We start from the raw sequence: 12,739 nt of genomic DNA, 5'->3' as shown, positions 1-12,739 counted from the left end.
ACAGGTCCGCGTTGCTGCTGGGTAGGTGATTACGACCAGCGCACCCCCTCTGTAGGAGCGAACTGGTTCGCGAGACGGTGTGCCTGACATCGCGCTATCAACCCCTCGCCAACAAGTTGGCTCCTACAGGTCCGTGTTGCATTCTTGATTTCGATTAAGCTCAACCTCATCCCCGCCAAGAGTCCTGACGATGCGAATTCAATCATGGTGTGCCGCGTTGCTCTTAGGCATGTTTGCGGTTCAGGCTTTTGCGGGCTTCACGGCGCCTAAACCGGGCGACGTGATCGAAGTCACCCTGGATCAACTGCATCCGACCCAGGCCGTGGTTGGTTTCGACCAGATCTACTACAAGCTCGGACGCTTCTCCAAAGTGCGGCAGAAGCTGTTCGATGAAATCTGCGAAACCAACGGCCAGCACCAAGCCAAGAAGATCAAGCCGGATGCTGACCCGCTGCGGCCCGAAACCTATACCTGTGAAGACCGACCAAACGCCCATCCCCAGGACATGAATACGGTGGTCGTCGGCCCCGAGGGCAAGTTCTATCTCACTGATGGTCACCACGGCTTTACGACATTGTGGGAGCAGCCCGGTGCAGGGCCGCAGATGAAGATGAAAGTCCGCATCACCGACAACTACAGCGATAGCAATGAGCTCCCCGCGTTTTGGCAACGAATGGAGCAGACCCACAAAGTCTGGTTGAAGGACGGCAATGGTCAGTCCATTTCTGCGGCTCAGCTTCCAGAACACCTGGGGCTGCAAGGCATGCAGAACGACATCTTTCGCAGCATCGTTTATTTCGTGCGGGACGCAGCTTATGCCAAGCCGAAAGCAGGCGATGTGTCGCCCGAATTTCTTGAGTTCTACTGGGGTGACTGGCTGCGCGATCATTTGCGGCTGGAGGACTTCAACCTAAGCCAGCGCAGCGGTTATCACCAGGCCTTGCAGGCGGCGAGCGATCTGATCGTGGCCAAGCCTGCGAGCAAGATCATCGGTGGCGGGCTCAGCGCCAAACAACTGGGCGCATTTTCCAAGGTCAGGCGCAACACGTTGACCCGAACCGCCAGCGACAAACTGCCTTATGTGCTGGATTACAAAAAACCTCATTGATCTGCTTTTGAGCCCGCTGACCAAGGGCAGTAACAGCCCACTGCCATGCTGTGCGTTGCGCTGACGGATCGGTTGTCAATCAGCGCCAGCAAGATGGGCTCGATGAAGCTGTTGCTTGAATTGCAGGTCAGCCCTTCGCTGTAAGGGCCGAAATATGCCAATTGGCCCTGACGATCAAAGATGGCGACGGCAGGGCTTGATGTGATGAATTCTGCGCCTGGCAGGCTGCTCAAGGGCTTCATCCCGTTCAGGCTAGACGGGAGCTGGCCCTGAGTGCCCGGTTTCTGTACTGAGTAAAACTTCACGTTTGGCAAGCCATTAGCGTCGTCGCCGGAAAATCGCTCCATCAGTTCCGCCAAGTGCTGTTGATTTCCCACGTTGCACGGGCACGCCGGGTCCCAAAAATGCACTAACCGGATCGGGCCGGGACCAGCCAGTTCAGCCGGCAGGCTCAAAGCATCGCCTGCGAACAACGCGGTTTGATCGCTGAACGCTCGCACGTAACGACCCTCAAACCACTGGTATGTCAGCCACAGACTCACTGCACACAAGAGTGCGATCAGGGCGTAGAGCATCGTGCGGCGTGGCTTGACGTTCATTCTTTGGCTTCGGTACGAGGTAGCGTTACTTGCCATGGCAGGGCAGACGGCAGAATATCCCAGCCCGTTCAGCCGTCCTGCATAACTATTTACTTTTTTGACCTGGAATACCGATGTCTCAGTTGTTCGACCCCGATCGCCTGCGCGACAGCTTGCACACTCTGGCCGCGATGCAGCCGTTGTCCGAAGAGGGCCGGGCTTATCAGGGCTTTTACGGGTTGGAGCCGCTTCTGCGTGACGGCATGGTCAGCAGCCGATTAGGGCGCTTCGATGTCGGTGGTTACGAAATCGTTACCCAGCTGTGGACGCCTGATAAGCCGGTCGCGACGCTAGTTTTGATGCACGGGTTTTACGACCACATGGCGCTGTATCGTCACGTCATCGAGTGGGCGTTGGCGCAGCGTTTTGCGGTGATCGCCTGTGATCTCCCAGGCCACGGCTTGTCGAGCGGCAGCCGGGCGAGCATCCGGGATTTTGCCGAATATCAGGTGGTCCTGGAGCGTCTGTTTGTCGAAGCGGACACGCTGGCGCTGCCCAAGCCCTGGCACCTGTGCGGGCAAAGTACCGGTGGGGCGATTGTCGTCGACCACCTGTTAAATCGCGGCACGTCGAGCCCGGCGCAAGGAGAAACCATCCTGCTGGCGCCGCTGGTGCGCCCTCGGGCATGGGGTTGGTCGAAACTCAGCTATTACCTGTTGCGTCCCTTCGTCAAAGGCATCGAGCGGCGTTTCAGTGAGAACTCCAATGCTCCGGATTTCCTGCCGTTTCTGCTGACCGATCCGCTGCAACCGCGTCGGCTGCCCACTGCATGGGTCGGCGCCCTCGCCAAGTGGATCACCCGCATCGAAGCTGCCCCACGCAGTGAGCGCAGTCCATTGATCATTCAGGGTGAGGCCGACATGACGGTGGATTGGGCGCATAACCTGAGCGTGCTCAACGCCAAATTCACCGAGCCCCGCGTGTTAATGATCCCCGAAGCACGGCATCACCTGGCCAACGAATCCCCGGAAATCCGCGCACGGTTTTTTGAGTATCTGACGCAACGGATGGGGTGAGGGAGTTAGTGTTATTTCTATAGGAGCCAACTTGTTGGCGAGACGATCGGATGGCAGCCGGGGCGTCTCGCGAACAAGTTCGCTCCTACAGATGGGCGTGCATCAATTGCCGTTTTGTCCCACGGCCAATCCTGCGCGGATCGAGGCCAGGGCGGCTTGGTAGTAGGCTTTGCCCTGAGGGGATTCGGCGAAGCTGGCGAATTCGTCCAGCTCGGGGTCGGTAAGGTCGCGGTAGACGTAGAGCAGCGTGTTGTTCATGTCTTGGGCGATCTGCGCCATCAGTCGTTGGCGTTGACCGTCGAGCATGCCTTGCGCCTGACCACCGCCAATGCCCATCAATCCTGGAATCATCGAGCTCAAGCTGTCGGCCGCCACACCGGCGATGGCCAGGCTTACTTCAGCGCCTGCTTCTTTGGCGGGGAGGGCTTGGGCCAGGTGGCCGATGATCAACTGACGGCTGTCACTCACCTGCATCTTCGGCAGACCCTGAGCGTTTTTCGCCAGTTGATCGGAACGGGTGGCGGTCAGCTCGGCATTGACGATCTTGCGTCCCAGCGGGGACTGAAAAAACAGCAGCGCGGGGGCTGGGTCCTCCAGGATTTGACGCAGCTTTTGCTCGGCCCGTTGATCCATCGCCTGAGGCGAAAAGCGCTGGTTGCTGTTACTGACCAACGCGTCAAACACAGCAGGCGGCAGGCTGTTTTTATAACGCTGCTGGGCGGCTTTCAGGGCGTCGTTAAAATGCGCGCGCTGTTCTGGCCAGCCCGCGACCTTATATAACTGGTCGTGGCTGTCTGCCCAAGCGGGCATCGTGCAGAACATCAGCAGCAAGAAAAACAAACGGCGCATAAAGACTCCTGTCGGCAGGCCGCTATTCTCAGTGGCGCGGCGGGGATTTGTCGAGTTAACAGTTGCCCAGACCCCACGAAAATCAATGTGTTCGCGAATCCTTCGTTGATAACGTCATTGGCTGTTTAAACATCCGGGATATTTCGTTGCCGTGCAGAGAGCAGGCTCTGTCCGATTAATTGGCGTACGGATACTATGCGGCCCATGCAAATACTCCTTGATCACCCGCTGCTGTTACGAATCGTTGACGATGTAGCCCAGCGCGGCTGGTCGCAGCAGGACATCTTCTTGCCCGAAAGCCTGACCCGTGAGCTGGCGCTCGAATGCCGCAAGCGCGCAGCCGAAGGCGAACTTGCGCCCGCATCGGTCGGGCGCGGACTGTTGCAGGAAGTGCGCGAAGGTATTCGCGGCGACCACATTCAGTGGATCGAACCCGGACAAGCTGAGCCCTGTGATCGTTATCTGGCGCTGATGGACACCCTGAGGCTGGCGCTCAATCGCGGGTTGTTTCTGGGGCTGGAAGATTACGAGAGCCATTTTGCGATGTACCCGCCCGGTGCGTTCTACCTCAAGCACGTCGACCGTTTTCGTGACGATGACAAACGCATGCTGTCGGCGGTGTTGTATTTGAATGATGCCTGGTTGCCCGAGCATGGCGGGCATTTGCGCATGTACCTGGAAGACGGCGTGGAGCACCACGTTCAGCCTACAGGTGGTTGTTTGGTGGTATTTCTTTCCGGCGATATCCCCCACGAAGTCCTGCCCGCAACCCGTGACCGATTGTCCTTGACCGGGTGGTTTCGCAGGCGCGGGACAGAGCCGTTTGAGTTGTGAGTGATCGACGCGGCGTGTGTTTCTGTAGGAGCCAACTTGTTGGCGAGAGATGCGTCGACTGAAACACCGGCTCGCGAACAAGTTCGCTCCTACAGGGTTCAGCGTTGGCGATATCGCGGCGTCAGGACGACGGACGATCTGTGGTCCGTCCAACATGAAACCTTTTTCAGAAACGCATCTTCAGGACCCGGCTAAGGTGAAGGGAGCGACTTAGCCGAAAAAACCTGGAGAAACCATGAAAGCCCTATTTGCCAAACCTGCCATCGCTGGCTTGCTGCTTGGCTCTGCGCTAATCGGTGCTGCGTTCACGGCGCAGGCGGCGGATGTTCCGCGCACTGCGTCGCCAGCGGGTGCTGAGGTGTACATCATCTCCCCCAAAGACGGCGCGACCCTGAACGGGACGTTCAAAGTGCAGTTCGGCCTCAAGGGCATGGGCGTTGCGCCAGCCGGAGTCGACATGCCTGATACCGGCCACCACCATCTCCTGATCGACGTGAAAGATCAGCCCGCCATGGACGCGCCGCTACCAACCACTGACAACATTCGCCACTTCGGCAAGGGCCAGACGGAGACCGAGCTGACCCTTACGCCCGGACAGCACACCTTGCAATTGCTCGTCGGTGACAAGAATCACGTCCCGCTGAACCCGCCGGTGGAGTCCCAGAAAATCACAATCACCGTGAAGTAATCGCGCTCCGCCAACGCCGTTCGTAAAGAGGCCGCACCTGGCGGCCTCTGCTCAAGCGTTACAGGCGAAACCGCGAGACCATTCCGTTCAAGTCCACTGCCAGGCGCGCCAGTTCGTTGCTTGCGGCGGTGGTCTGATTCGCGCCGGTAGCCGATTGCGCCGACAGATCGCGGATGTTGACCAGATTGCGATCCACTTCGCGGGCGACTTGCGCCTGCTCTTCGGCTGCACTGGCGATCACCAGATTGCGCTCGTTGATTTCAACCACTGCCACGTTGATGGTGTCCAAAGCCAGGCCAGCGCCTTTGGCGATGTTCAGGGTTGATTCGGCGCGCTCGGTGCTGCTGCGCATCGAGTTGACAGCCTGTTCAGTGCCGCCCTGAATGCTGCCGATCATGCGTTCGATTTCGCTGGTCGATTGCTGAGTACGATGAGCCAGAGCGCGGACTTCATCGGCCACTACTGCAAAACCGCGACCGGCTTCACCGGCGCGGGCTGCTTCGATGGCAGCGTTGAGGGCCAGCAGGTTGGTCTGATCGGCCAGACCACGAATCACGTCCAGCACCTTGCCGATGTCGCGAGATTCCTCGGCCAGATTGCCGATCAGTGTGGCGGTGCTTTGCACGTCGCCGCTCATGCGTTCGATGGCGCCGACCGTTTCCTGAACCAGATCACGGCCATCGCTGGCAGAGGAGGTGGCGTTTTTCGACGCTTCGGAAGTGCTCACCGCGTTACGTGCGACTTCTTCCACGGCGCTGGTCATCTGATTGACTGCAGTGGCGGCTTGCTCGATTTCATTGTTCTGCTGTGACAGGCCGCGTGCGCTTTCGTCAGTCACCGCGTTCAGCTCTTCAGCCGCCGAAGCCAGTTGCGTGGCAGAGCCGGAAATGCGCTGCAGGGTGTCGCGCAGTTTGGATTGCATCTTCAGCATTGCGGCCAGCAGACGGCCCGCTTCGTCGGTGCCGTCGGCCTTGATAGTGCGTGTCAGGTCGCCTTCGGCAATTTCTTCGGCGGCGTTCAAAGCCGCGGCAATAGGCTGGGTGATGCTCTTGGTCAGCAACCAGGCAAACAGCATGGTCAGGATGGTTGCGACGATCAGCAGCCCTACGACCATGTTGAAAGCGCTGGCGTATTGATCAGTTGCAGCCTTGTTGGCTTCGTTCATCTGTTGAGTGTTGATCTCAACCAGCTTGGCCAGCACGGTGTTCATCTGGTCCGAATTGTTTTGCAAACCGACGTTCAGCAGATTGGCGAGTTCGTCCAGTTTGTTGGCCTGGCTCAGGGACTTCATCTGGCTTTCCAGCTGACGATACTCGGCGAGCAAGGACACGTACTGGTCGTAGGCAGCTTTTTCGTCCGGACCGTCAATCAGCTTGACGTAGTTGTTCTGCGCCTCGTCGATCTGGCGGTTACGCGTGCTCAGCAACTCGAGAGTTTTCTGAACAGTACTTTCTTCGCGATTGAGCAACAGCCGGTAAGACAGCACACGCAAGCGAATGCTCGCCTCGGTGAGTTTGTCGATGCTCTTGATGCTCGGCACGGTATTAAGCGCAATCCGGTCGGTAGCGTCGTTGATTTTGCTCATCTGGGTCAGCGCGAACACGCCGAGGACCAGCATCAGCAGGCCGATGATGGAAAACCCGAGGAACGCACGGGGCGCGATATTGATATTACGCAGAGACATGTCAGTACCTGAAAGGAGCGCGCGTTCCATGCGGCGGGGCAAAGAGAAACCGGGAATTGCTCTACCTATCGGTCATGCAGCGAAACTCTTGAGCTCTGGTTTGCGCGCATTGGCAGGGTGTGCGCTTTTGTCACGGTCTGACGAACAGCAGGAACAAGATGCCAAAAACGCAGTCAACAGGGCCCTTATGCGTTTTCGTCACTGAAGATTGAACGGCGCTGAATGGCCGGAGTAATGCCTGGGGCCTAATCCCCGATGGTTCTGGTGTGAACAGCGTCTTTTCTTTATCGTACGCGCCCGTTGAAATTTGCTTGAGAATTCAAAATGTTGGAAGCATCCCTAAGCCAGTTGGAACAACTTGTCGGCGACCTGGTACAGCAGAATCAGGCGCTACAAACCACGAACGCACAACTCGCCACCGAATTGGCGCAAGCCAAGGATGACAACGACAGCCTGCAGCTGAGCCTGATGGAACAGGAAGACAAGCATGGCGCCACTGCCGCGCGCATTCAGGCGCTGGTCGACCGCGCAACCGGCGTTAACGCCGTCAGCGCATGATCATCAATGAAGAAGGGGTGAACGTCGTTTCCATTCTGGGCAACGACTACTCGATCAAGGCCCCGGAAGGACAAGAGCAGGCGCTTTCTGACGCCGTGATCATGCTCAAGACCGCCTTGGCAGAAACCAAGCGCAACTACCCGACGCTGATCGGCGACCGCTTGCTGGTGCTGGCGGCGCTGAATCTGTGTTCAAAGCAGGTCGAATTGAAGCAACAGCACGCCCAAGAGCTGGAGCGCTGCCAGCAGCAAGTGAGTGCGACGGTTGATGTGATTTCGAAGGCGATCGGGCAGGTTTAACGGTTTTACCAATTTCCCTGCTGACCACGAACCGTGGGAGCGGACCTGTCCGCGAAGAAGTCGGGACAGCCAAGACAGATGTATCGGCTGTACCTAAGCATTCGCGGACAGGTCCGCTCCCACGGTTTTGAATCGTGCCGTTTTGGTCAGGCGCTCATCACGGTCCGGATATCCGCCGCCAATTCCCGTACACGGGCTTCTTCGGTGTCCCACGAGCACATGAAGCGCGCGCCGCCGTTGCCGATGAAGGTGTAGAAACGCCAGCCCTTGGCCGTCAGCGCCGCAATGGCCGCTTCCGACAGTTGCAGGAATACACCGTTGGCCTGCACTGGGAACATGAGCTCAACCCCCGGAATGTCCTTCACCAGTTCAGCCAGCAGTTGCGCGCAGCTGTTGGCGTGGCGTGCGTGTTTGAGCCATGCATCGTTTTCCAGCAAACCCACCCACGGCGCGGACAAGAAGCGCATCTTCGACGCCAGTTGCCCTGCCTGCTTGCAGCGGTAGTCGAAGTCCTCGGCCAGTTTGTGGTTGAAGAACAAAATCGCCTCGCCCACCGCCATGCCGTTTTTGGTGCCCCCGAAGCACAGCACGTCGATCCCGGATTTCCAGGTTAGCTCAGCCGGTGAGCAGCCCAGGTACGCGCAGGCATTGGCAAAACGGGCGCCGTCCATGTGCAGGTTCAGATTGAGCTCTTTGCAGGTCGCGCTGATGGCTTTCAGCTCGTCTGGCTGGTACACGCTGCCGACCTCGGTGGCTTGGGTCAGCGTAACGACGCGGGGTTTGGGATAGTGGATATCGGCACGTTTTAGCGCCACTTCGCGGATCGAGTCGGGCGTCAGCTTGCCGTTCTCGCTGCGGGCGGTCAGCAGTTTGGAGCCGTTGGAAAAGAACTCCGGCGCGCCGCATTCGTCGGTTTCGACGTGGGCGGTTTCCGAACAGATGACGCTGTGATAACTCTGGCACAGCGATGAAAGGGCCAAGGAGTTGGCGGCTGTGCCGTTGAAGGCAAAAAACACTTCGCAGTCGGTTTCGAACAACTGACGGAATTGATCTGCCGCGCGGGCGGTCCATTGATCGTCGCCGTAAGCGCGTTGATGACCGTGGTTGGCTTGCTCCATCGCCGCCCAGGCTTCCGGGCAGATGCCCGAATAGTTGTCGCTGGCAAACTGCTGGCTTTGGTCTGTCATGGCCGGTTCCCTGTAAACGAATAGGGTGCGACTTTAACCAACAACGGGGGTGCCGGTCATGCCCTGTTATCGAGCGTTGTCATTGCACACTCATAGATCGGGTTAAGGACAAGCATGACTCACTCGAACATCCCGACGAAGGAAGGGCGCGACAAGGCGCTGGATCTGCTCAAGTGGCTGGCGATGCTGAGCATGGTCATGGACCATCTGCGCTACGTGGGCTGGCACGCGGATTGGCTGTACGTGCCGGGGCGGCTCGCGTTTCCGTGGTTTTGCCTGGCGATCGCGGTGAACCTGGCGCGCAGCCGGACGAACGACGTCCAGCCCGGCGTGCAGTGGAAGTATCTAGCGTGGCTGGCGGTGTTCGCGGTGGTGGCGGAGTTGCCGTATCGACTGTTCATGACGGACGAGGCTTACACGCTGAACGTGCTGCCGACGCTGGCGCTGGGGTTGTTGGTGGCGCAGGGATGGATCGGGCGCGCGTTGTCGGTCCGGGTGCTGGGCGCTACTGCTTTGGTGGTCGCGGTATTGTTCAGCGATCACCTGATGTTCGGGGCTTTTGGCGTGCTGCTGCCGTTGGCGTGCTTGCTGGTGCTCAGGCGATCCATTTGGCTGGCGATCCTTCCCGGCGTGGTCTGTGTGTTCAGCAATGCGTGGCGGCAGATCATCGATGGCACGCAATGGGGTGATCCGATTTCGGTGGGGGCGTTGATTGCCTGCCTGCTCGGGCCTGCGTTGGGGATTGCGCTGCTGCGCGGGCAGCCTCCGTTTGCGGTATTGCCGATGCGGCGCTGGGCGTATGCGATCTATCCCGTGCATTTTTTGTTGTTGCTGGGATTGCGCGAGTTCCTGTCGAATTGAGGCTTGGCCGAACACCGCTCCCACGGGTTCGGTGGTAGGTCAGAGATTGATTCGCGGGGCAAGCGCGCTCCTACAGGTGCTCAGTGCCTCCAACATTCCCGTAGACAAACCGTCACCCCCGCCATTATCTTGCGCGCAGGCCACCGCAGTGGCCTGCGTCGCTCGGACGGTTCCGGGCGCTTACGTTTCTGAGGCTCACATGGCTGACAACGCTTCGCCGCGCCGTTTCGCGCGCATCGATCGACTCCCTCCTTACGTCTTCAACATCACCGCCGAGCTGAAAATGGCCGCGCGTCGTCGTGGTGAAGACATCATCGACCTGAGCATGGGCAACCCCGACGGGCCGACCCCACCGCACATCGTCGAAAAACTGGTCACTGTCGCCCAACGTGAAGACACTCACGGCTACTCGACTTCGCGTGGCATTCCGCGTCTGCGTCGGGCGATTTCCGGTTGGTACAAAAAACGCTACGAGATCGACATCGACCCCGAAACCGAAGCCATCGTCACCATCGGCTCTAAAGAGGGCCTGGCGCATTTGATGCTGGCGACCCTCGATCAGGGCGATACCGTCCTTGTACCGAACCCCAGCTACCCGATTCACATTTATGGCGCGGTGATAGCCGGCGCCCAGGTGCGCTCGGTGCCGCTGATACCGGGTGTGGACTTCTTCGCTGAACTGGAAAAAGCCATTCGCGGGTCGATCCCCAAACCGAAGATGATGATTTTGGGCTTCCCGTCCAACCCGACCGCGCAGTGCGTTGAGCTGGACTTCTTCGAGCGCGTGGTGGCGCTCGCCAAGCAGTACGACGTACTGGTGGTTCACGATCTGGCCTACGCCGATATCGTCTACGACGGCTGGAAAGCCCCGTCGATCATGCAGGTGCCGGGCGCCAAGGACATCGCTGTCGAGTTCTTCACCCTGTCCAAGAGCTACAACATGGCGGGCTGGCGCATCGGCTTCATGGTCGGCAACCCGGAGCTGGTCAACGCACTGGCGCGGATCAAGAGCTATCACGACTACGGCACGTTTACGCCGCTGCAAGTGGCCGCGATTGCTGCGCTGGAAGGCGATCAGCAATGCGTGCTCGACATTGCCGAGCAGTATCGCCAGCGTCGCAACGTGCTGGTCAAAGGCCTACATGAATTGGGCTGGATGGTCGAAAACCCAAAAGCGTCGATGTATGTCTGGGCCAAGATTCCCGAAGCCTACGCCGCTATGGGTTCGCTTGAGTTCGCCAAGAAAATGCTGCTGGAGGCAAAGGTCTGTGTCTCGCCCGGCGTCGGTTTTGGTGAATATGGCGACGATCACGTGCGTTTCGCGCTGATCGAGAATCAGGACCGGATTCGCCAGGCCGTGCGTGGCATTCGGAGCATGTTCCGGGCTGACGGACAGTTGCCAGCCAAATCGGTCTGATTGCGACATTCGTCCCATCAAATCCCCGGCCTCGACCGGGGATTTTTGTTTCTGACGTATGCCCTGTAGGAGCGCGCTTGCCCGCGATAGCATTTACCCAGACGCCGCAATGCTGCCTGTCAGACCGCAATCGCGGGCAAGCGCGCTCCTACAGATGGCCCTGCCACCTCGTCATTTATCCCTCCCCGCCAGCCCATGTCGTAAAACCTTTGTTTGGTGCCCTTAAGCATCTAGCCCCTCAGGGTCCGCCCTACCATTGCTTGCTGTGCGCTTCGCCTTGATCGAAAACCGGGACCGCATTTACCAGGCCGTGCGTGGCATTCGCGGCATGTCCAGAGCGGACGGACTGATAGCGCCACGAAGCTGATCTTTCTGAGTCAAACGCCGAGGTCCTGACGGGACCTTGGCGTTAGTGGCATCGGGGTGTATTTAATCTTCGGTGTCAACGCAAGTTGCGGCTCAGTGGTCACCCCATAGATGATGCACAGTTCATCAGTGCCACTCTCTACGTAATAGTCACCAGGTTTTGCGTATCGGGCAACTTCAGACGCCGCGACTGTTGTCGAATAGCTTCGTCCTTCTACCGTACGGATGTTGACCGAGACTTGGCGATCCAGCGCAACTCTGAAAGTTCTGTCCATGACAATATCTTCTTCGGACGCGCTGACATAAAACGTCGAGCCTTTAGAGAGAAAAAGAGGGGTGTCGGATTCAATGGCTTTAGGTTCTTTAATCGGGGGGACTTCCCATACATATATTTCAGGAGTAGCCACCCCTTCAGAATAAGAAATCACCTTGAAAATAACCGAGTAAAAAGCTCCGTTCTGATGAATGATGTCCGATGTGGTTCCGTAAAGCCTGGCGTCGGAGATTGAAATTCTGGCCGAGAGCGGTTCTTCCTCGCCCTCGATATATACGCTCAGAAGCGCTTCGAGAGTAAGCACTTCGTGAATGAGCCTTAGTTTTACGTAGCCTTTTACGTCTGCATTATGAAACACGCCTTGGGAGAGAAGCAGCAGTGGTTCGATGACGGAAGACTGTTGGCTGGTTTTTGATGTAAGCGTTTTCCATAACGCAGGCGTCAGAATATGTGAGCTTGAAATAGTGTTCATTGTTATCTCCTGCCAAAGTCATGATGACTGTTGTGCCTGGGCTGAACATAACCTCACCATTGCTGTTTGGATACTGTCACTTCTGACAGTATCCATAGCCGTTAGTCTGAAGTGTCTATTCAGAATAAGTAGTTCTGATTTTATATAGCGATGCGTTTGTTTTGACCGTGGTTTTATCGCTTGACCTGATAGCTGATTTTTTTCGACCAGTCAGTTGCGGTATGGCAGACGGGCATTTGCCGGCGAAATCGGTCTGATTGCGACATTCGCCCCACAAAATCCCCGGCCTCGACCGGGGATTTTTGTTTCTGACGTATGCCCTGTAGGAGCGCGCTTACCCGCGATAGCATTTACCCAGACGCCGCAATGCTGCCTGTCAGACCGCAATCGCGGGCAAGCGCGCTCCTACAGATGGCCCTGCCGCCTCGTCATTTATCCCTCCCCGCCAGCCCATGTCGTAAACGAACCTTTGCGTGGCGCCCGTAGGC

General features: G+C 58.0%; 13 protein-coding genes and 2 pseudogenes. 9 read left to right on the top strand and 6 right to left on the bottom strand.

The window, feature by feature from the left end; translation table 11 throughout:
* Window positions 1-190 precede the first annotated feature (190 nt).
* Window positions 191-1,108, top strand: coding sequence for a ParB/Srx family N-terminal domain-containing protein (locus ACWKV9_RS04650; protein WP_483834920.1), 918 nt, complete (start codon window positions 191-193; stop codon window positions 1,106-1,108).
* Here the strand turns inward: ACWKV9_RS04650 and ACWKV9_RS04645 are convergent.
* On the bottom strand, window positions 1,102-1,707 hold the full coding sequence (locus ACWKV9_RS04645; protein ID WP_483834919.1) for a DUF6436 domain-containing protein: 606 nt from the start codon (window positions 1,705-1,707) through the stop codon (window positions 1,102-1,104). The genes ACWKV9_RS04650 and ACWKV9_RS04645 overlap by 7 nt on opposite strands.
* Window positions 1,708-1,820: 113 nt before the next feature.
* On the opposite strand from ACWKV9_RS04645, the gene bipL reads away from it, so the two are divergent.
* Complete coding sequence (bipL, locus tag ACWKV9_RS04640; protein WP_483834918.1) at window positions 1,821-2,762, top strand: phospholipase BipL; 942 nt, start codon at window positions 1,821-1,823, stop codon at window positions 2,760-2,762.
* 102 nt (window positions 2,763-2,864) lie between these two features.
* Here the strand turns inward: bipL and ACWKV9_RS04635 are convergent, their stop codons facing one another.
* Entirely contained in the window at window positions 2,865-3,611 is a 747-nt protein-coding gene (locus ACWKV9_RS04635; protein ID WP_483834917.1) for a hypothetical protein, read from the bottom strand.
* 195 nt (window positions 3,612-3,806) lie between these two features.
* Between ACWKV9_RS04635 and ACWKV9_RS04630 the strand changes: the two genes are divergently transcribed.
* Together ACWKV9_RS04630 and ACWKV9_RS04625 are read left to right on the top strand one after the other, a co-directional pair.
* Window positions 3,807-4,445 (top strand): 2OG-Fe(II) oxygenase, encoded by a 639-nt coding sequence (locus tag ACWKV9_RS04630; protein ID WP_483834916.1) that lies wholly within the window; start codon window positions 3,807-3,809, stop codon window positions 4,443-4,445.
* A gap of 235 nt (window positions 4,446-4,680) precedes the next feature.
* Window positions 4,681-5,133 carry a DUF4399 domain-containing protein gene (locus ACWKV9_RS04625; RefSeq protein WP_483834915.1) on the top strand — a complete coding sequence of 151 codons (453 nt, stop codon included), beginning with the start codon at window positions 4,681-4,683 and terminating at the stop codon, window positions 5,131-5,133.
* A 58-nt stretch (window positions 5,134-5,191) separates the two neighbouring features.
* Here ACWKV9_RS04625 and ACWKV9_RS04620 read toward each other — a convergent pair whose 3' ends face one another.
* Together ACWKV9_RS04620 and ACWKV9_RS04615 are read right to left on the bottom strand one after the other, a co-directional pair.
* Window positions 5,192-6,055, bottom strand: coding sequence for a methyl-accepting chemotaxis protein (locus tag ACWKV9_RS04620; protein ID WP_483835384.1), 864 nt, complete (start codon window positions 6,053-6,055; stop codon window positions 5,192-5,194).
* Window positions 6,047-6,817 (bottom strand): annotated as a pseudogene (locus ACWKV9_RS04615) (MCP four helix bundle domain-containing protein); the annotation flags it as partial. The pseudogene ACWKV9_RS04615 and the gene ACWKV9_RS04620, both read right to left, overlap by 9 nt.
* Before the next feature lie 324 nt (window positions 6,818-7,141).
* On the opposite strand from ACWKV9_RS04615, the gene ACWKV9_RS04610 reads away from it, so the two are divergent.
* Window positions 7,142-7,375, top strand: coding sequence for a hypothetical protein (locus ACWKV9_RS04610; RefSeq protein ID WP_483834914.1), 234 nt, complete (start codon window positions 7,142-7,144; stop codon window positions 7,373-7,375).
* The gene (zapA, locus tag ACWKV9_RS04605; RefSeq protein WP_483834913.1) at window positions 7,372-7,674 is read left to right on the top strand and encodes a cell division protein ZapA; all 303 of its coding nucleotides are present in this window, start codon (window positions 7,372-7,374) and stop codon (window positions 7,672-7,674) included. The genes ACWKV9_RS04610 and zapA overlap by 4 nt, the downstream gene beginning before the upstream one ends.
* 146 nt (window positions 7,675-7,820) lie before the next feature.
* Here the strand turns inward: zapA and ACWKV9_RS04600 are convergent, their stop codons facing one another.
* Window positions 7,821-8,861: a threonine aldolase family protein gene (locus ACWKV9_RS04600; RefSeq protein ID WP_483834912.1), complete on the bottom strand. Its 1,041-nt coding sequence runs from the start codon at window positions 8,859-8,861 to the stop codon at window positions 7,821-7,823.
* 114 nt (window positions 8,862-8,975) lie between these two features.
* On the opposite strand from ACWKV9_RS04600, the gene ACWKV9_RS04595 reads away from it, so the two are divergent.
* The 3 genes and pseudogenes from ACWKV9_RS04595 to ACWKV9_RS04585 all read left to right on the top strand — a co-directional run.
* On the top strand, window positions 8,976-9,722 hold the full coding sequence (locus tag ACWKV9_RS04595; protein ID WP_483834911.1) for a TraX family protein: 747 nt from the start codon (window positions 8,976-8,978) through the stop codon (window positions 9,720-9,722).
* A 199-nt stretch (window positions 9,723-9,921) separates the two neighbouring features.
* Window positions 9,922-11,139, top strand: coding sequence for an alanine transaminase (gene alaC, locus ACWKV9_RS04590; protein ID WP_483834910.1), 1,218 nt, complete (start codon window positions 9,922-9,924; stop codon window positions 11,137-11,139).
* A 265-nt stretch (window positions 11,140-11,404) separates the two neighbouring features.
* Window positions 11,405-11,506: pseudogene (locus ACWKV9_RS04585) on the top strand (hypothetical protein); the annotation flags it as partial.
* A 10-nt stretch (window positions 11,507-11,516) separates the two neighbouring features.
* Here the strand turns inward: ACWKV9_RS04585 and ACWKV9_RS04580 are convergent.
* Window positions 11,517-12,251: a hypothetical protein gene (locus ACWKV9_RS04580; RefSeq protein WP_483834909.1), complete on the bottom strand. Its 735-nt coding sequence runs from the start codon at window positions 12,249-12,251 to the stop codon at window positions 11,517-11,519.
* Window positions 12,252-12,739: the final 488 nt, after the last annotated feature.

This window comes from Pseudomonas corni, from assembly GCF_057128765.1.
The sequence above is the reverse complement of the archived record's forward strand: the minus strand, read 5'-3'. Positions and strand labels throughout refer to the sequence as shown.